This is a genomic window from Eubacterium segne (assembly GCF_014287775.1).
In the GTDB taxonomy this organism is placed as follows: Bacteria; Bacillota; Clostridia; order Lachnospirales; family Lachnospiraceae; genus Eubacterium_G; species Eubacterium_G segne.
Genome location: NZ_JACOOZ010000004.1, coordinates 90,765 through 108,861, shown reverse-complemented (window position 1 = coordinate 108,861; position 18,097 = coordinate 90,765). Strand labels below are relative to the sequence as shown.

Below are 18,097 nucleotides of genomic sequence, written 5' to 3'. Positions count from 1 at the left end.
AAATTCTCCAATTCTTGTATTTAAGCATATTATCAATTATAATAAATACCGGTATTAAAAGTAAAGAGGTTTTAAACCCTTTATATATTTTTTAGAGGGCATAACAACTATATTATAGAAAGAGGATAATATGAAATTTATTGAGACATTAAGAGAAGGGGAGAGAATTCAGGAGGTTTATCTTTGCAAGCAGAAAAACGTTGCCATGACAAAGACAGGAAAAGAATATGAAAATGTTATTTTGCAGGATAAAACAGGTCAGTTAGATGCTAAAATATGGGACCCGGGTTCAATGGGAATTGACGATTTTGATGCATTAGATTATGTAGAGGTAAATGGTGACATTACGGTTTTTAATAATCAGATGCAGCTTAGCATTAAAAGAGCAAGAAAAGTAGACAGTGATACTGTGGATGCTTCTAATTATCTTCCATGTACTGATAAAAACATTGATGAAATGTTAACAGAGTTACTTAAATTTGTTGCCAGTGTTAATAACAAATATTATAAGCAGTTACTTACAACATTATTCGTGGATAATAAGGATTTTGTAAATGAATTTAAGAAACATTCAGCGGCAAAAAGTGTACACCACGGATTTATTGGAGGCTTGTTAGAGCATACTTTGTCAGTGACAAAATTATGTGATTTTTACACAAAGCAGTACGAACTCCTTAACAGGGATTTGCTTATTACAGCGGCAATCTGTCATGATATAGGAAAGGTTTATGAGTTATCAGATTTCCCTACCAACGATTACACTGACGCAGGACAGCTGTTAGGACATATAGTAATGGGTTCGGAAATGGTGTCAAAAATTATTGCTACTATTCCGGGATTTCCACAAAAGCAGGCAAATGAATTAAAGCATTGTATTTTGGCACATCACGGGGAATTGGAATATGGTTCTCCTAAAAAGCCGGCATTAATAGAGGCGTTGGCTCTTAATTTCGCAGACAATACAGATGCAAAGCTTGAAACAATGAAGGAGCTGCTAAATAGCAACAAAACTACAGGGTCTGATACATGGCTTGGTTATAACCGGTTATTAGAGACTAATGTAAGAAGAACCGGAGAATAATTGGGAGATTTTATTGCGGATGTTTAAAAAAAATGATGTTTTAGAAATTGAAATTACAGATCAGGGAACAACAGGCGAGGGTATAGGCAAGGTTTCAGGCTATACCCTCTTTGTTAAAGATACGGTGATAGGGGATGTGGCAAAGGTCAAGGTTATGAAGGCGAAGAAAAATTATGCCTTTGCAAGACTTGTTGAGATAGTTAAGCCTTCAAAATACCGTGTGGAGCCATTATGCCCTGTGGCAAAAAGCTGCGGCGGGTGCCAGCTTCAGGCAATGAATTATCAGCAGCAGCTTAAATTTAAGCAGGAGAAGGTATTTAATAATATAAGGCGTATTGGGGGAGTGGAAGATTTTGTTATGAAACCTATTATGGGAATGGAGGAATTATGTGTAAAGGGACATGAGGAAAATGGACCTTTTCACTATAGAAATAAGGCTCAGTTCCCGGTAGGAAGGGATAAAGAAGGAAAAATTATCAGCGGTTTTTATGCCGGAAGAACCCATTCCATTATTAGCGTAAATGACTGCCTGTTAGGTACCGGTGTAAATAAGACAGTAATGGATATTGTAAAAATGTATATGACATTAGAAGGGGTGAAGCCTTATGACGAGGTAACCCACAAAGGTGTTGTGCGTCACGTTTTAATCAGGGAGGGAAAACATACCGGTCAGGTAATGGTTTGCATTATTATAAATGGTGACAAATTACCACAGGTTGACCGTCTTGTGGAGCAGTTATTAAAAGTTTCTGGAATGACGGATATTTCCCTAAATATTAATAAGGAAAAAAGCAACGTAATATTAGGGGATAAAATTATAAATCTGTACGGCCCGGGATATATTGAAGATTATATTGGCGACGTTAAATTCAGAATTTCACCTTTGTCATTTTTCCAGGTAAATCCTGTTCAGACGGAAAAGCTTTATTCCAAAGCCATGGAATATGCTAAGCTTACAGGAAGTGAGACAGTTTGGGATTTGTACTGTGGAATAGGAAGTATTTCCTTATTTTTGGCAAAAAATGCAAGAAAAGTTATTGGGGTGGAAATTGTGGAGCCGGCAGTGGAAGATGCTAAAGTCAATGCCCGAATTAACAATATAGAAAATGTTGATTTTATTTCAGGTGCGGCAGAGGATGTGGTTCCTGAGTATTTTCAGAAGCATAAAGATGCACCGGAATGCAATCCGGATGTAATAGTTGTGGACCCACCGCGAAAAGGCTGTGATGAGAAGCTGCTTAATACCATGGTTTTAATGGCTCCAAAGAGGATTGTGTATGTTAGCTGTGACAGTGCTACTTTGGCAAGGGATATTAAGTGGTTAAGTGATAAGGGATATAAGCTGGTGGAGGCAACCCCATGTGACATGTTTGGTCAAAGCGTGCATGTGGAAACAGTGGCACTTTTGGTTCAAAATCTATGAGGCGAAGCATCACATTGACATAAAAGTTGATATGGATGAGATGGATGTTACCGGTGCCGAGAAAAAGCTACATACCAGCAGATTAAAGATTATGTATTAGATAAGTTTGGTTTGAAAGTAAGTAGTTTGAACATTGCACAGATAAAAGATAAGTGTGGTATCAAGGAAAGAAAAAAATATAATACAGCAAAGAGTGAAAGTAGTGCAGAAAGAAAATGCACTCCTGAAAAAGAAAAGGCTATTTTGGATGCTTTCAGATATTTTGCAATGATATAAACAGGTTTTAGGATTATCCTAAAACCTTATACATACCTAGAGAGCTAAACGCTGCTGAGTAATCAGTGGCGTTTTATTTTGTTTAAACCTCACTATGAAGGTAAAAATTCGCTTATCTTTACCATGTGAGTGAGCGACAATTGAACATTATTATTAGATAATATTATTGAACATTAAAACAAAAAACAGCAAAACATCCCTAAGAAGGTAACTTTTTTACCTTACTAGCGAGCGACAACCAATTAAAAACATGAGATAATGTCATAGAACGGTTGTTCGAAAACAAAACAAGAAAAATAATAAACACATTAACCGGTTAGATGTTTATATAAAACTTTAAAAGATTGGAGGTGATGACAGAGTAACGCTGGTATATACAGAAAAATCTATCGCAGAAGAATTAAACTGCAAAGAAAGAACTGTTATCAATGCCATAAACGAGTTGAAGAAAGAGCATTTACTTGAAGTCAAAGAAGATTCCAAAGGCAGAGCCAATGTGTATTATTTATTACTGCCAAAATCTTCAGTAGTCAGTAATGATACATGCAAAAACTTGCAGACCACATATGAAAAAAATGACAGTCATAAAGGCGTAAGCGTGAAAATAATTGCAGATGATTAGTAAAGATTTATTCACACTAGTAACTAATATAGTAACTTATATTAGTAATATCTTTATTAAGTAAAAAGGAGAGAAAAAACATGAATAATATAATAGAAAAAGAATTAAACACAGGATTAAATAATCCTATTAACAACAATACTAACACAGCGGTGTCACCGCAGTGTGAAGAAGATTATGAAGTGATTGATGGAATTAAACATTGTCCGATTTGTCACGAACCTGTTGAAAAAGTTTATGATGTAGATTGCCTAGGACATAGACTTATTTCTGTAGGTTGTAAATGTAGGCAAGAAGAACAAGTTCGTGAAAAGGAACTTGAAGAAATGGAAAGGCATAGAAAGATTTAGAAAAATCTATAAGATGCTCATAATGGTCAGCATTAATCAAAGAAAGTCAATGTCATATTGGCATTGACTTAAATGTAATTAGTGAATATAATGAACGATATACCGAACGATAGATATAACGTACGAAAAAATAAAAGGAGATACTATGATTATAAGTGAGAAAATTTTTATGATTATGAGAGAACAAAAGATGAGTATGAGAGAACTTGGAAGAAGAACAGGAATAACTGCCAGTACTATAAGTGATTGGAATACCAAGAAGATGAATCCGGGAGCAGATAAATTATTAGTTATTAGTAAGGCGCTGGGAGTATCTGTTGAGGAATTGCTTGAAGATACCGACACATTTCAAAAGAAAACAGTTGAAGAGATTGACGTGGAAAAAACGAAAGATGAAGAAATACTTGCGCAGTATCACAGTTTTACGACTGGGCAGAAGAGACATTTATTGGAGTACATGAAGCGATTGGGGGAAGAATATGCAGAAGAAAAATAATATAATTACCGTTCAAAATATACCTATAACAGTAACAACAGATGATGCAAATGATTATATTTGCATAACTGATATTGCCAATGCAAAAAATTCTAATTCAAGAGCAGCGGATGTAGTAAGAAATTGGTTGAGAAATCGTGCGACTCTGGAGTTCTTAGCAACATGGGAAGAAATATATAATCCGGATTTTAAAGTGTTCGAATCTGAACACTTTAAAAAACAGGCAGGATTGCTGACTTTTACACCAAGCGTTTCGGAATGGATTGATCAGACAAATGCAATTGGTCTTTATGTTAAGAAAGGAAGATATGGTGGAACTTTTGCGCATAAAGACATAGCTTTTGAGTTCGCATCAGCAATTAGTCCTGTTTTCAAATTGTATTTAATAAAAGAATTCCAAAGGTTAAAGGAACAGGAAAATGATTTCCAAAAAATTGAATGGAATGCTAAGAGATTCTTATCAAAAAATAATTATTTGATTCAAACAGATGCCGTGAAAAATTATTTGATACCTAAGCAGAATTATAGTGAGAATCTCGAGTGGCTTGCATATGCAAAAGAGGCTGATGTATTAAATGTTGCTTTATTCGGTTTTACTGCAAAAGCGTGGCGTGAGATTAATCCTGAACTTGCAGGAAACAGTAATGTAAGAGATTATGCGACAATCAATGAACTGACAGTTCTTTCAAATTTGGAAACACACAATGCTCAAATGATACGTGAAGGTCGTGACAAAAAAGAACGATTTTTGATATTGAAAGAGATTGCAGATTATCAGTTGAAAATATTAAATGAAGCACAAAGCATAAACAATCAAATTGAGGAGAAACAATGATGAGTGAGAAAACTAAAGTATATACATATACTCGTGTTTCTACAGCCATGCAGATTGATGGATATTCTTTGGATGCACAAAAAAGCAGAGTGAAGAGTTTTGATGATTTTAATGATTTTGAAATTGTATAGGAGGTGCTTATGAGAGAATTTGCCAGAATAGTAACACGATATAGATTACACAAGCGATTAAATGAGTAGGGGAAGTGAAACTTTGAACAAGGCTGTAACGGTAAAGCTTACAAGACCCCTTGCCATTGTCCCCATTACACTGGGATTATCATTGATAATGGCTAAAAAGAGTGCAAAAGAAGACGTTAAGACCGCGAAGTTTAGTTTAAAGAGGGCATTCCCAATGTTTATACTTTATTTCGTGATTGCAGCAATCGTTACCACACTTTGCATACATATGGGAGTTAGTGCGGAAGTGTTCCAGCCAATCAAGGAATTGTCAAAGTTTATGATTATTATGGAAAATAAAAATAAGGACTCAAATATTCTTGAAACAATGCCTGTGGGACCGTTGTTTATTAAAATGGCGGTTGTTGCGTCAATAAGTATATTAAATTCAGTTATGCAGTTCGTTATGCTTTTGCTGCCGGGACTGGTGCAGGGGGCTCAGCCAATATCAAGCTATAATAATACAAAATAAAGCTTGAAGGTGATTTTTTATGGCAAAATATAAGAAAAAATTAGATGATGATATACGGTGTCCCCTCGAATATGGTCTTGCAATATTTGGTGGTAAATGGAAATCCCGTATTATATGCGTATTATCGGCAAATGAAAAACTGCGCTATAGTCAGATTCGCAAGGAGATGTATAACATAACAGATGCGGTTCTGACAACAACATTAAAGGATTTGATAGAGGATGGAATCATTAACCGTAAGTCCTATGATGAAATTCCACCAAAAGTGGAATATTCCCTGACGCAAAAAGGAAAATCTGTTGTCCCTATATTGCAAAGCATCTGTCAGTGGTCAGATGTTTTTTATAAGGAAGATGGCGGAAATGTTCGATGTTACGGAACATACGTTACGTTTCTATACGGATAAGGGACTGCTTCCCTGTCAGCGTGACGGAGTGAAGTTGTTGACACCCCTTAATACATTTGATATTATTTATCAGTAAATTAATATTCCATGAGGGAGTAGTTAGCGCGAAAGTGTGGTTTGTCAACATTCTGATTATAGTAAAGAGTATAATCTGGCAAATCTTAAATAATGAGACTCATGTATATCAATTAACAGCTTATGTATTACACACCAGCTGGTAGTTGATGTACATGAGTCTTTTTTACTTAATATCTGCCGGGTATACCTGTAATATCAGATGTTTTTACAGACGACACTGTTGTGGAGAAAAGGAGAAAAAATATGGAGAAAATTATTAACAACGCCCCATTCGCCCTTGTACTTGTGTTTCTTGTAATAGGTTTTGTCTTACTTATTAAAGGAGCAGATTTTTTTGTGGAAGGAAGTTCAAGTGTAGCAAAGAGATTGCATGTTCCGTCTATAATTATCGGACTTACAATTGTTGCTATGGGAACATCCCTTCCGGAAACAGCAGTCAGTGTATCGGCTTCACTTATAGGCAACAATGAACTTGCAGTAAGTAATGTAGTCGGATCTAATATATTCAACCTGATGGTTGTTATTGGTGTGTGTGCAATGATTGCTGCAGTAAATGTTGCAAAAGAAACAATAAAGAGAGATATCCCATTTTCCCTTGTGTGTGCCGGACTTTTAATGATTTTAGGCATTGTTGCATTTGGTGACAAATCCGGTATGACACTGGGACACTTTGATGGTGTGATATTACTTGGATTCTTTGGAGTTTATTTTTTCTACATGATTAAAATTGCATTAAAGGCAAGTAAAGAAGGCAGAAAAGTCGAGATTGAAGGCGATTGTGATGAAGAAATTAAGCTGGTTTCAGTTCCTATGAGTATATTATTCATAGTTGGTGGAGTAATGGCAATTGCAATCGGTGGAGATATGACTGTAGATGCCGCCTCAAGAATAGCAGGGGAGCTTGGTATGAGCCAGACACTTATTGGACTCACAATTGTCTCAATAGGAACATCACCTCCTGAACTTGTAACTTCAATAGTTGCAGCCGGAAAGAATGAAGTGGATATGGCACTGGGTAATGCAATTGGTTCAAATATATTCAATATACTTATGGTACTTGGTATAGCATCAGCAATCAGCCCAATCAGTATAATTACTGAAAATGTTATTGATTTGTGCGTACTTATGATATTTACGGTATTAGTATGGATATTTGCGGGAACCGGAAATAAAATCGGAAGAATCGAAGGATTAAGTATGGTTGCATTTTATGCAGCGTATATGGTTTACATCATAATAAGATAAAGGAGATATCAGACAAATGTTGTTGTTTGTAAAGGTATTTTTTACTGAATTCATAGCGGAAATGGGAGATAAGACACAGCTTATGCTTATTGCACTTACTTCTAAATATAAATTAAGAGATATTATATTAGGAACTGCCACAGCAATTCTTGTACTTAACGGACTTGCTGTTCTTGCAGGTGGACTTGTCAGTGAATTTATTCCTGACTGGTTGATTAAAACCATTGCGGCACTGGCATTTCTTTATTTTGCCACATCAACTGTCACAGGGGATGATGACGATGAAGAGGAAGAGGGGGGCAAATCAAAGATTAAGTTTGCACCACTGGCAGTTTTTTTCACATTCTTTGTAGCTGAGCTTGGAGATAAGACACAGCTTACAGCCATAACATTTGGCGCTAATGAAGGTATGAGTGTAGCATTTATTGTATGGATTGGATGCTCTCTGGGGCTTTTTGCGGCGGATATTCTTGGAATGTTAGTAGGCTATTTATTAAAGAGTAAAACTCCGGATGGATTGCTTAATACATTGGCATTTGTAATATTTTCTGTATTTGGTGTATACACACTTTATCAGGGACTTAAGCTGATAGGAGCAAGCGTCTTCCCTATACCTGTGCTACCAATACTTATAGCTATAACAATTGCTTTCGTTGCTTTATGTGCCTGTCTTTTCGCAAGAAGAGAGAAGAAAAACAGGTAAGGAAATATACGTGATATACAAATCGGAATTTAACACTTGAGAAAAGAAGAGTAAACATAGCAAAGAAAGATTTGAAGTTATATTTAGAAACGGAAGTGGACTTAAGGATGAAGGGAAGGTTATAGTTACAAAGTAAAATTCAGTTTGATGAAGATAACAAAAATCATTCATGTCCTTTGTTAAATAGTTTTTGAATGTTTTCAGGAAGTTTATCAGGCAACAGGGCATTTATAGTATCTTCGTTACCATCTTTCTGTGCAGTTTCGTAATACCGGCACTTGAAGTTTAAGAGGGAGAGAGTCTTTTGAAGTTCCTGGATTTCAGTTTCAACAGCTGATTTTCTGGCTTCAAATATTTCTTTCCTTTTTTCATAGCTGGAGCTGCCTTCAGATACCCATATAAAAAAATTGCTTTATATCTTTGATCTCAAGACCAGATTTCTTCTTAAAAGATTATAGTGAGAATGATAAAAGTGCATTTGAAAAAGCCTACAATGGTCTGCAAGGCTGGGGAGACTGTCTTGAAAAGACTTCCTTAAAAGGCATGGTTGGTGGTGGAATTGATGCTGCCAACAGAATACCTACAAATACACATCCACAAAAACAAAACGCACAGTATTTTCTTGCTTTTTCTTTCTTGCCTTCTCCTAATGCCCTGGAAATTACAGAAGTCCCGCCTATTCCAAACAAAGTTCCGATGGACATAAAAATCAGATATACCGGTGTCGCAAGAGATACTGTGGCAACCAGTAAAGCGTTATGTGTCTGACCAATAAAAAAGGTATCGACGAGATTATATACAAGTACCATTAGCATAGCTGCCATAGCAGGCATGATTTCAGATTAAATAGGCAATGCAGAAGATTTATTAAAGTAAGATTGCCATTGGCACTTCAGGAATTTTTAACCCAGATGTCATTTTTGGCACTGTGCGCCTTTGTGAATAAACTGGGATTGGAGGCTTCGTCAGGATATGGGGTGGCTTGCAAGATAGTCAATTTTGCAATGTTGGTTCCAAGTGCCCTTATGCAGCCCATGGCATCATTTGTATCTCAAAATGTAGGTGCCGGAAAGCACCACAGAGCAAGAAAGTCCATGTTTACGGGAATGGTGTAGGATTAGCTGTGGGAATTATTGTATTTATGAAAAAAATGCACCTGGAATCCAAACGTAAAACAAACGAAAAACAAAAAATATGTCTAAAAAGCAAACGAAAATCAAACGTAAAAAAATACGTTTGATTTTTGCTTTTAAAAGAATATAATATGACAAGACAAAGAAGGGTTGTTATGAGAGAAACAAGAAATTTAGAATATAAAAGACAAATAGCAAATACACAAAAAATGGTAATAGAAAGCAAGTGCCTCTTAGAAATTTGTTTGACTTTTTTTAAAATCAGAAATATAATATCGTATTGAACGAGTAGCAGACTAGCGTAAATCCAGTTTTTGCTACTCTTTTTTTGTTTTAAAATATATATAGTGTAATTAAAAAGTGTGTAGCCTATCAGCGTAAGTCCAGCTTATGAAAAAGGCACACACTTTTTTTATGGAAAAAGGAGGGTTAAATTAAGATGGCTACAGGTAATAAAATGAAAGAAATGCCGGTAAATAAGCTTATGGTTGAAATGGGAATACCAATGATTTTGTCTATGGCATTGCAGGCAGTCTATAATATTGTGGATAGTGCCTTTGTTGGAAATATGAAAGAGGGAAGTGAAGCAGCATTAAATGCACTTACACTGGTATTTCCGGTTCAGATGTTAATGGTGGCAATTGGAATTGGAACAGGTGTGGGAACCAATGCACTGCTCGCTAGAACCTTGGGACAGGGTAACAACAAAAAAGCCGCAAAGGTTGCAGGCAACAGTTTGTTTTTAGGGGTAATCATCTATGTGGTGTGTTTATTATTTGGAGTAGTTGGGGTAAGGACATACATTTTATCCCAGACAGTTGATAAGGAAGTTATATCCATGGGAACAGGTTATTTGAGAATATGTTGCGTGTTTTCTTTTGGCATTATATTCTTTTCATTGTTTGAAAAACTGCTACAGGCAACAGGACGTTCTCTCTATTCTACCATTGGTCAGATTGTAGGTGCCGTGGTAAATATTATCTTAGATCCCATTATGATATATGGTATAGGACCTGTTCCTAAAATGGGGGTAGAGGGAGCTGCATATGCAACTATAATCGGACAGATAGCGTCAACAGCTTTGTTATTTACTTTCCATATAAAACTAAATAAAGAGTTTGAACATGGTGTAAAGTATATGAAACCGGAGAGAAGAATTATAAAGGAAATATACGCAATCGGACTTCCGGCAATTATTGCGCAGGCACTTATGTCTATTATGGTTTATGTGATGAATCTGATTTTGAAGTTCAGTCCTTCGGCACAGACTGCGTATGGTCTGTTCTATAAAGTGCAGCAGTTCGTGTTGTTCCTTGCATTCGGACTACGAGATGCAATTACGCCGATTATAGCTTTTGCCTATGGAATGGGAAATAAAAAGCGAATCAAGGCAGGGATAAAATACGGTCTTATATATACGGGAATCTTGATGATTTTAGGAATACTTATTACGGAAATATTTCCGGGGGCGTTTGCAACATTGTTTAATGCAGGACAGTCAAGGGAGTATTTTATCAGTGCAATGAGGATTATTTCAATTAGCTTTATTTTTGCCGGAATCAACATAGCATATCAGGGAATTTATCAGGCATTAGAGGGCGGTATAGCATCCCTTGTAATTTCTCTGCTTAGACAAATGGTTATTATATTACCTTTGGCAGGAATTTTTTCTGTTGCCGTAAGAAATGGTCATATGGGAGTTTCGCTGATTTGGTGGGCGTTTCCAATAACAGAGATTATAGCCTGTCTGGTGGGATATGCATTTTTGAAAAGGATAGAAAAGAGGGAAGTGGAAAGTTTAAGTTAAGATTTGTAAGAATACACTGGTTTAAAGAAGAAATACTATATAAATAGGGATTTTATATCCTAAATATTGATTTATCTCCTAAAATACAATATAATTTAGGAGATAAATTATGGATTGGGATAAAGGGATGAGAAAACAATGGAAGGTTATATGATTTTATTTGTAATAATGATTATTATAGGAATAATCATTATTGTATCAAGTATATATAATAGACAAAAAATAGCACCGTGGCTTTTGATTACCTTGTGCTTAATAGGTATTTTTATGGCAATTATTTCATGGGTAATGCTATTATGTTTGGGCTTTTTTATGAGGTAAGGAAGTAATCAAAGGAAGTGTTGTGACGAAGGATGTTCCATCAATGGTAGTGGCTGCCGGAAATCCTTGCAGGGTAATTCGCAGAGTATGTGAAGAAGATAAAATTCAGGCAAAGGATTTGGCATTTTAGAAAAATAAAATTAAAAAAATCCCAAAAATTGCGAAAACTAAAAGTGTGGGATTATCCTGGGGAGGTGATTGGACCAGCCCGGTGGATATTCCACATTTTTATTTGGGAGAATGGGGAGACACTCCGCTGTATTTAAAAAAGAAATATAGGGATTATGATACTTTTAGAAAATCATGGACAGTTAAAGTTAGCAATGGAAAGGAATTACGAATATGGAATCGAACCAAGACAAGAGCCATTAGGAAAGTGCCAAATGGCAAAAAGGTGGAAGTAATGTTTGTAAAAGGGAAATATGCAAAAGTCAGATACAGGGGAACTGTCGGTTATATGAAATCAGCTTATTTGAAGTAGTGAAAATTGACAGAGGTAACAGGGAAGCATTGGTGACGGATGCTTCCTTGTTGTATATAGAATGGAATATATTAAAATTATACGATATGTGTTAAAATGATTTATTAGCACAGGCAATTTTACAGGAAATACGAATTTTAAGGAAATACTTAATATGAAAGAAAAATCATTAGCAATTCAGGCAGGTATATTGGCATCTGCCGGGCTTACTACAAAAATAATAGGATTTGTTTACAGAATACCTATGGCAAATATATTGGGGAATACGGGAAATGGTATATATTCTGTGGCATTTGGAATCTATGGAATTGTTCTAACACTGTCTTCCTACAGTATGCCGATTTCCGTTTCAAAACTGGTATCTGAAAAGGCAGCAGTAGGAAGTAAAGAAGATTCAATTAAAGTTTTCAGGGTGGCAATGCTGGTTTCAGTTATCGTTGGAGCATTGGCTGCAATGGGATTATATTTTGGAGCGGATGGGCTGGCAGGAGTGTATAACAAAACAGGATTGGAAATGCCATTGAAGGTTTTGGCACCTACTACGTTTATCGTTTCAGTTTTGGGATGCTTTAGAGGTTACTTCCAAGGATATGGGAATATGGTACCAACTGCACTGTCACAGATTATTGAGCAGATAATTAATGCAGTAGTAAGCATCATTGCTGCCGGACAAATTACAGTTTTGATTATTGGGAGCAATAATGAAGCTGCATTGAGAGCAATGGGTGGAACCATGGGAACATGTGCAGGGGCAATGGCGGCACTTGTTTGCGTAATGATAATTTATTATAAAAATAATTCCGGAAACAAAATCAGAATGTCCATATCCTATACTGAGGTAAAAGAAATATTTGCGTCATTATTATCCCTTATGATTCCAATAATATTAAGTCAGACAATTTACCAGATAGGATATACGGTGGATGATTATCTTTTCGCTGATATTATGAGCTTAAAGGGTTTTAAGGAAACGTATATCACTGATTTGCAGGGTGTTTTTAATACGCAATATACCCAAATGATAAATTTGCCAATTGGAATGGCTACAGCATTTGGTGTTTCCGTTATTCCTAAACTGACTACGGCATTTTCCACGAAAAATAAGTTGAAAATTAATCATAATATAGCTCAACTTATTAAAATGACAGGCATGGTAGTATTGCCGGCAGCAGCAGGTCTTACATTATGTTCTGATGAAATAATGAGAGTGCTTTTTCCAAATCTGAGAAGTTTACATAATTTGGCTGCAAATCTGTTATTGTATGGTAGTATATCGGCAGTTTTATATTCATTCTCAACTATTTCAACGTCAATACTTCAGGGATGTAATTATTTTAAGGTACCTGTAATGAACAGTGGAATATCCTTGGGTGTACATATCGTGTTGGTTGTATTTATGATTAAATATACGGATTTGAGAGCCTACGGATTACTTATTGGAGATATTATTTTTCCACTGCTTATATTGATTTTAAATGCAGTATTTATTAAGAAAAAAATATCGCCACAAATCCACTGGGAAAATGCCATTTTAAAGCCTTTGGTAGGAACTTTCATAATGGGAATTGCTATTATAATATTTAAAGTATTGGTAAGAAATACGAATATAAGAAGTCTGTTTTTACTGGTAGCAGAAGTTGTAATTGGAATTGTGGTGTATGGGGGATTTACCATTAAGTTTTTAAAACAGGGAGAGCTAAGTTAATTAAATTAATCAACAAATTAAAATAATTAAGTAACGATTAACTAATGTAAAGCCGAATAAATGCTATAATCATATAAGTTAGAAAATACTTATCAGTTTGAAAGGAATAAAATCCATGAAGAAAGCATTGATTATTATATTTACATTGCTAATCGTTATTTTTGCAGCAAATATTATTTTTTATATAATTACTGATGACACGGTAGTCGGCGTGGTAGAAGATAATATTGTTAATAGGGAAAAGACCTTAGACGAATTTTTTAATATAAAATCCCAAAATCTTGCAACTCATACATATTTAGATAATGTTAGCTCAATAGACGGATACAAAATAAAATTATTAGAATCTGCCTTAGATACAAAAAATCATAAGGGTTATTTCAAATTTGAATTGACTTCAAAAGACACAGATATGAGAAAGGTTTTTACAAACGAATCTCCGAAAAATCAGCAAACCTTTTGCGAAGAACAGGATGGATATGGACGGTTTGAGTTTTTTGTCAGTCCGGATATGGGAACCGGTACCATAGGTGAAGATGGCGGATTTATAAAACATAAGAACAAGATGTTTATCTATTATTCCTATAACATAGAAGGAACTGATGTTAGTGAACCAAAGGAAGTTTATTTGTGGGACAGAAATGTTATAAGTAATGATTCTTCTACTTCCCATGAAAGCAAGATTGCTGCCGAATTTGTAGTTAATTGATAGGTATATGGAAAATGAACCGGGTAAATTCGATTCTCATATTAAAATTGACAATATGTGCATATTAAGGTATCATACAAATAATAAATAAAAGTGTTTTTATACAAAAACAAATAACAGAAAGGCAAAAATGAAAAATTCGAGGGAGGAAAGATGAAAGTAAATAAGAAAATAACGATAATATGCATATTGGTAGTATTGGTAGCTGTAATAGCCGGGGTAATAATCAGGCTTAATAGTGAAGGAAAAGCAAATGTGTATGTTAGCAACTGGAATGGAAAAGATAACAGATATGCAATTTGTCAGACAAATGATGAAAAACGAATCAAAACAAACTATGGTGAATGTTGGACAAGATTTTATTCAACCAAAAGTCTGGATGATTTTGAAAAAGAAAATTCCAAAGATTTTGTAGGAAATTACGATTATTACACAGATAATTATAAGAATGAAGCAAAGTTGTTTTACAATGATAACAATTATTATGTAATTTATAAATCAGAAAAAGACAATGTTTATTGCGCAGATTGTTGTTGTAGTGTCACAAACGGTGCAGTGAGAAATGATATTTACATACCTACGCCTGCAAGTGTGAATTTAAGTAAAGAGATATCAGAATTATATGATAACGATAAAGATTCACTGGTGGGATTTATGTTTGACAATGTATCCTTTGACGATGCTGTTAAGTTCTACAGCAGAATGTCAGAAGAATATGTAACTATTGACAAAACCAATAAGAAGATAACGGTTTCAGGTTTTCATAATAAGGATAAGAAAATTCTTGATAAATTTTTTACCATGGATTGGAATAATCGTACATATTCATACACGGACATGGAGGGGAAAAACATTGTTTATGATGAAAAAGGCTATCATGAACAGTAATATGTCTTTTCATTATCACAAAAATCTATAATTTTCAAGACTGTTACTTGCCTGAAAATGGCGGTATAATCACCAAACTAATATATATTGTGAGGTGTTTATGGAGAGCAAAAAATAGCTTGTAATGTTAATGGAAAAGTATCAGGTGGAAAATATTCTTAGGGTAAACGAATATACGGAAAAATTTGGACTTACCCTTTCAATGGAGGATGCCCGGGTACTGGCAAAATCGAAAAATGAAACTTTGAAGGAAGAGCAAAGGGTGGAATTGGGAGAAAGTATACTTCCAAAAATCATCCTTTGCTTTTGTGATTCTAATTACATTGACCAAAATAATTTTATAATATATGTAATATTATGCTACGACATACATTAGCATGTATATTTATTGGTAAAAATCTTATGAATAAGGCGAAAAAGGAAGATTATGCTAAACTGAATAGTGGCATAATTAAGTTTTCAAGAGAAGATTTAACTAAATACTTTAATAAATATATTCAGGAGATTATAATTAAAAAGTGGGATGGCAACAAAAAATTAGAGGAATACTTAAAGGGAGACATAAACGATTTTGTTGCCGATTTGAAGAACGGAGCAGAGCATAATTGTCTTGAAAAAGTAGTGGTTTTATAAAAGCGATAGGTAAAGGATGGATAAGATGGTTAGAAAACATATAATTTTTTATGGAAGAGTTCAGGGAGTAGGTTTTAGATATTATTCAGTATATAAGGCAAGAGCTTTAGGTCTTACGGGATGGGTTAGAAATCTTTATGATGGAACAGTTGAAATGGAAGTACAGGGGAAAGAGAGCGAGATAGACCAGTTAATAATTTTTTTGCAAAATCAGCGATTTATTCTCATAGAGGATATGAAAGTGAAAAGATTGCCTGTAGTTGATGAAAGAGACTTTTATGAAAAATAAGAGGAAAAGCATAATTACTATCAAAAATAAAGCATAAAAACAGATTTAATAGATTATTTACAAAAAAACAACAAAAAATATTGTTCCGAAATGGGGTTTCATACGTTGTTAATTATAAGAGGATGATAATTAAGAACGGAGGTATTTTTATGAAAAAATTTATTAAGGGGAATTGTATGAAAAGGGCAGTATCATTAGTGTTGATTGTAGCTTTATCATTAAGTGTTGCAGAATCAATAGGAAGTACAAAAGTGGTGTATGCAGAGGAAAGTAATTTAGCTACGAGTCAGCTGGAAAACACTGACACTTATGCAGAAAATGTAGAACCCGTCAAGCCGGTTATTACCTTAAAGAGAAAAAATAAGAAGGTTACGGTTACTATAAAAAACTGGCAGGAAAATACCGGATATCAGGTTTACGTGAAAAAAAGGGGTAAATACAAACAGATTAAGACAATTAAAAAAAATAAATATTCCTTTAAATTTGATAAAAGAAAATTATGCAGGGTAAAAGTAAGGGCAGCGAAAAAAGTAAATGGCAAAACCATATTTAGTGACTTTGCCAAGAAAACATTAGATTATGGGTTGACTAATGCTGATAATTGGTCTGATGCATATAAGGTTATGCATAAATACCTGAAAAACAATAATCAATATATGGGGCGAAAAGGAATAAGATGTTTTTATTTACTTGAAGATAAAGGGGTATGCTTTATTAGGGTAAGGGATTACGATGAACCTGGTGTGGGTAATGGTAATTTGTATCGGCTAATGTGCATAAGAAAAACAGTAAATCATAACACGAAGGTTCGTAAAAGTTATAATGTAAAATTCGAGATGAGATGTGATTATGAAGTACCTGCATTATACGGGAAGATGCTTATTATGAAAAACGGAAAAATAATTTTAAAAATCAAATCCGGAAAGCTTGTAAATAAAAAGCTGAAGATACGAAAAAGATATAGAATAGTATTGAAGGAGTTAGATGAAGACGGCAAGCTATTCTATTAATTAGTTGGCAAGAGAGAGCAAATTCATATGGTGATGTAGGGAGGGCATTACGGTACAAGAGAGTTGAATAGGAGGATTAGTTTTATGAAAAAAAGAATATTAAAGACAATACTAGTATTATTGCTCGCAATCTCAACATTGTTGGACAATGTGCAGCCAATTAATGCGGTAGAAAACAACCAGAACACAAGTCAGCCGGAAAATACTGACATTTATGTAGAAAATGTAGAACCCGTCAAACCGGTTATTACCTTAAAGAGAAACAATAAGAAGGTTACAGTTACCATAAAAAACTGGCAGGAAAATACCAGATATCAGGTTTACGTGAAGAAAAGGGGTAAATACAAACAGATTAAGACAATTAAAAAAAATAAATATTCCTTTAAATTTGATAAAAGAAAATTATGCAGGGTAAAAGTAAGGACAGTAAAAAAAGTAGATGGAAAAACCGTATTCAGTGACTTTGCCAAGAAAACATTAGATTATGGGTTGACTAATGCTGATAACTGGTCTGATGCATATAAGGTTATGCATAAATACCTGAAAAACAATAATCAATATATGGGGCGAAAAGGAATAAAAAACTTTTATCTATATGAAGATAAAGGGGTGTGTTTCATTAGGGTGAGGGATTATGATGACATTGGTATTGGTAATTGGTATTGGCTGGAATACATAAAAAAAGTCGCAAATCACAATACAAAAGTTCATCAAAGTTATAAGGTAAAATTTGAAATGAGGAGTGAAAGAAAAATATGTGCCTTATACGGGAAGATGCTTATTATGAAAAACGGAAAAATAATTTTGAAAGTCAAATCCGGAAAGCTTGTGAATAAAAAACTGAAGATACGAAAAAGATACAAAATAGTATTAAAACAGTTAGATGAGAATAGCAAGATTGACATTTATAACTAATAAATGATAACCTCAGGGGAATTTCATAAGAGAAATTCCC

The 18,097-nt window shown here is 34.5% G+C and carries 26 protein-coding genes and 1 pseudogene; 26 read left to right on the top strand and 1 reads right to left on the bottom strand.

Features of this window, described 5'->3' with window-relative positions:
* Positions 1–130 precede the first annotated feature (130 nt).
* From H8S00_RS06870 to H8S00_RS06815, 14 genes are all read left to right on the top strand, one after another.
* Complete coding sequence (locus H8S00_RS06870) at positions 131–1,081, top strand: 3'-5' exoribonuclease YhaM family protein (protein ID WP_118589484.1); 951 nt, start codon at positions 131–133, stop codon at positions 1,079–1,081.
* 19 nt (positions 1,082–1,100) lie between these two features.
* The gene (rlmD, locus tag H8S00_RS06865; RefSeq protein WP_118589483.1) at positions 1,101–2,504 is read left to right on the top strand and encodes a 23S rRNA (uracil(1939)-C(5))-methyltransferase RlmD; all 1,404 of its coding nucleotides are present in this window, start codon (positions 1,101–1,103) and stop codon (positions 2,502–2,504) included.
* Positions 2,467–2,604, top strand: coding sequence for a hypothetical protein (locus H8S00_RS13835; RefSeq protein WP_243169564.1), 138 nt, complete (start codon positions 2,467–2,469; stop codon positions 2,602–2,604). Before rlmD ends, H8S00_RS13835 begins: the two co-directional genes overlap by 38 nt.
* An 11-nt stretch (positions 2,605–2,615) precedes the next feature.
* Positions 2,616–2,780 (top strand): hypothetical protein, encoded by a 165-nt coding sequence (locus H8S00_RS06860; protein ID WP_243053081.1) that lies wholly within the window; start codon positions 2,616–2,618, stop codon positions 2,778–2,780.
* Between the two features lie 343 nt (positions 2,781–3,123).
* Positions 3,124–3,402: a replication initiator protein A gene (locus H8S00_RS14175; protein WP_494545895.1), complete on the top strand. Its 279-nt coding sequence runs from the start codon at positions 3,124–3,126 to the stop codon at positions 3,400–3,402.
* Between the two features lie 80 nt (positions 3,403–3,482).
* Positions 3,483–3,752, top strand: coding sequence for a P-loop NTPase family protein (locus H8S00_RS06850; protein ID WP_118589481.1), 270 nt, complete (start codon positions 3,483–3,485; stop codon positions 3,750–3,752).
* Between the two features lie 145 nt (positions 3,753–3,897).
* Positions 3,898–4,248, top strand: a complete 351-nt coding sequence (locus tag H8S00_RS06845; RefSeq protein WP_118589480.1) for a helix-turn-helix domain-containing protein — start codon at positions 3,898–3,900, stop codon at positions 4,246–4,248.
* Positions 4,232–5,083: a KilA-N domain-containing protein gene (locus tag H8S00_RS06840; RefSeq protein ID WP_118589479.1), complete on the top strand. Its 852-nt coding sequence runs from the start codon at positions 4,232–4,234 to the stop codon at positions 5,081–5,083. The genes H8S00_RS06845 and H8S00_RS06840 overlap by 17 nt, the downstream gene beginning before the upstream one ends.
* Positions 5,080–5,214: a hypothetical protein gene (locus tag H8S00_RS13955; protein WP_279220117.1), complete on the top strand. Its 135-nt coding sequence runs from the start codon at positions 5,080–5,082 to the stop codon at positions 5,212–5,214. The genes H8S00_RS06840 and H8S00_RS13955 overlap by 4 nt, the downstream gene beginning before the upstream one ends.
* Before the next feature lie 61 nt (positions 5,215–5,275).
* The gene (locus tag H8S00_RS06835; RefSeq protein WP_118589478.1) at positions 5,276–5,734 is read left to right on the top strand and encodes a putative sulfate exporter family transporter; all 459 of its coding nucleotides are present in this window, start codon (positions 5,276–5,278) and stop codon (positions 5,732–5,734) included.
* Between the two features lie 19 nt (positions 5,735–5,753).
* Entirely contained in the window at positions 5,754–6,140 is a 387-nt protein-coding gene (locus tag H8S00_RS06830) for a winged helix-turn-helix transcriptional regulator (protein WP_118589477.1), read from the top strand.
* On the top strand, positions 6,070–6,216 hold the full coding sequence (locus H8S00_RS14090; protein WP_118589476.1) for a MerR family DNA-binding transcriptional regulator: 147 nt from the start codon (positions 6,070–6,072) through the stop codon (positions 6,214–6,216). The genes H8S00_RS06830 and H8S00_RS14090 overlap by 71 nt, the downstream gene beginning before the upstream one ends.
* Positions 6,217–6,461: 245 nt before the next feature.
* The gene (locus H8S00_RS06820) at positions 6,462–7,463 is read left to right on the top strand and encodes a calcium/sodium antiporter (RefSeq protein ID WP_186840303.1); all 1,002 of its coding nucleotides are present in this window, start codon (positions 6,462–6,464) and stop codon (positions 7,461–7,463) included.
* Positions 7,464–7,479: 16 nt separating this feature from the next.
* Complete coding sequence (locus H8S00_RS06815; RefSeq protein WP_118589475.1) at positions 7,480–8,166, top strand: TMEM165/GDT1 family protein; 687 nt, start codon at positions 7,480–7,482, stop codon at positions 8,164–8,166.
* A gap of 488 nt (positions 8,167–8,654) precedes the next feature.
* On the opposite strand, the gene H8S00_RS06810 is transcribed toward H8S00_RS06815, so the two are convergent.
* Positions 8,655–8,975: an MATE family efflux transporter gene (locus tag H8S00_RS06810; RefSeq protein ID WP_243053077.1), complete on the bottom strand. Its 321-nt coding sequence runs from the start codon at positions 8,973–8,975 to the stop codon at positions 8,655–8,657.
* A gap of 69 nt (positions 8,976–9,044) precedes the next feature.
* Here H8S00_RS06810 and H8S00_RS06805 point away from each other — a divergent pair, with 69 nt between their 5' ends.
* The 12 genes and pseudogenes from H8S00_RS06805 to H8S00_RS06750 all read left to right on the top strand — a co-directional run bounded on the left by H8S00_RS06805 (position 9,045) and on the right by H8S00_RS06750 (position 18,057).
* Positions 9,045–9,281, top strand: coding sequence for an MATE family efflux transporter (locus H8S00_RS06805; RefSeq protein WP_366459563.1), 237 nt, complete (start codon positions 9,045–9,047; stop codon positions 9,279–9,281).
* A gap of 457 nt (positions 9,282–9,738) precedes the next feature.
* Positions 9,739–11,106, top strand: coding sequence for an MATE family efflux transporter (locus H8S00_RS06800; RefSeq protein ID WP_118589473.1), 1,368 nt, complete (start codon positions 9,739–9,741; stop codon positions 11,104–11,106).
* Positions 11,107–11,440: 334 nt separating this feature from the next.
* Positions 11,441–11,557 (top strand): annotated as a pseudogene (locus H8S00_RS06795) (sugar O-acetyltransferase); the annotation flags it as partial.
* Between the two features lie 9 nt (positions 11,558–11,566).
* Positions 11,567–11,908 carry a M15 family metallopeptidase gene (locus H8S00_RS06790; protein ID WP_118589472.1) on the top strand — a complete coding sequence of 114 codons (342 nt, stop codon included), beginning with the start codon at positions 11,567–11,569 and terminating at the stop codon, positions 11,906–11,908.
* A 154-nt stretch (positions 11,909–12,062) separates the two neighbouring features.
* Positions 12,063–13,613, top strand: a complete 1,551-nt coding sequence (locus H8S00_RS06785; RefSeq protein WP_118589471.1) for a putative polysaccharide biosynthesis protein — start codon at positions 12,063–12,065, stop codon at positions 13,611–13,613.
* 115 nt (positions 13,614–13,728) lie between these two features.
* On the top strand, positions 13,729–14,322 hold the full coding sequence (locus H8S00_RS06780; RefSeq protein WP_186840302.1) for a hypothetical protein: 594 nt from the start codon (positions 13,729–13,731) through the stop codon (positions 14,320–14,322).
* Between the two features lie 153 nt (positions 14,323–14,475).
* Positions 14,476–15,210 (top strand): hypothetical protein, encoded by a 735-nt coding sequence (locus H8S00_RS06775; RefSeq protein ID WP_186840301.1) that lies wholly within the window; start codon positions 14,476–14,478, stop codon positions 15,208–15,210.
* 130 nt (positions 15,211–15,340) lie between these two features.
* Positions 15,341–15,586, top strand: a complete 246-nt coding sequence (locus H8S00_RS06770; RefSeq protein WP_186840300.1) for a DUF6323 family protein — start codon at positions 15,341–15,343, stop codon at positions 15,584–15,586.
* The gene (locus H8S00_RS06765; RefSeq protein WP_301331905.1) at positions 15,568–15,843 is read left to right on the top strand and encodes a DUF6179 domain-containing protein; all 276 of its coding nucleotides are present in this window, start codon (positions 15,568–15,570) and stop codon (positions 15,841–15,843) included. Before H8S00_RS06770 ends, H8S00_RS06765 begins: the two co-directional genes overlap by 19 nt.
* A gap of 16 nt (positions 15,844–15,859) precedes the next feature.
* Positions 15,860–16,132 carry an acylphosphatase gene (locus tag H8S00_RS06760; protein ID WP_118589466.1) on the top strand — a complete coding sequence of 91 codons (273 nt, stop codon included), beginning with the start codon at positions 15,860–15,862 and terminating at the stop codon, positions 16,130–16,132.
* A 149-nt stretch (positions 16,133–16,281) separates the two neighbouring features.
* Positions 16,282–17,142 (top strand): hypothetical protein, encoded by an 861-nt coding sequence (locus H8S00_RS06755; RefSeq protein ID WP_186840299.1) that lies wholly within the window; start codon positions 16,282–16,284, stop codon positions 17,140–17,142.
* Positions 17,143–17,226: 84 nt separating this feature from the next.
* A complete protein-coding gene (locus H8S00_RS06750) occupies positions 17,227–18,057 on the top strand; it encodes a hypothetical protein (RefSeq protein WP_186840298.1) in 831 nt (276 codons plus the stop codon).
* Positions 18,058–18,097 lie beyond the last annotated feature (40 nt).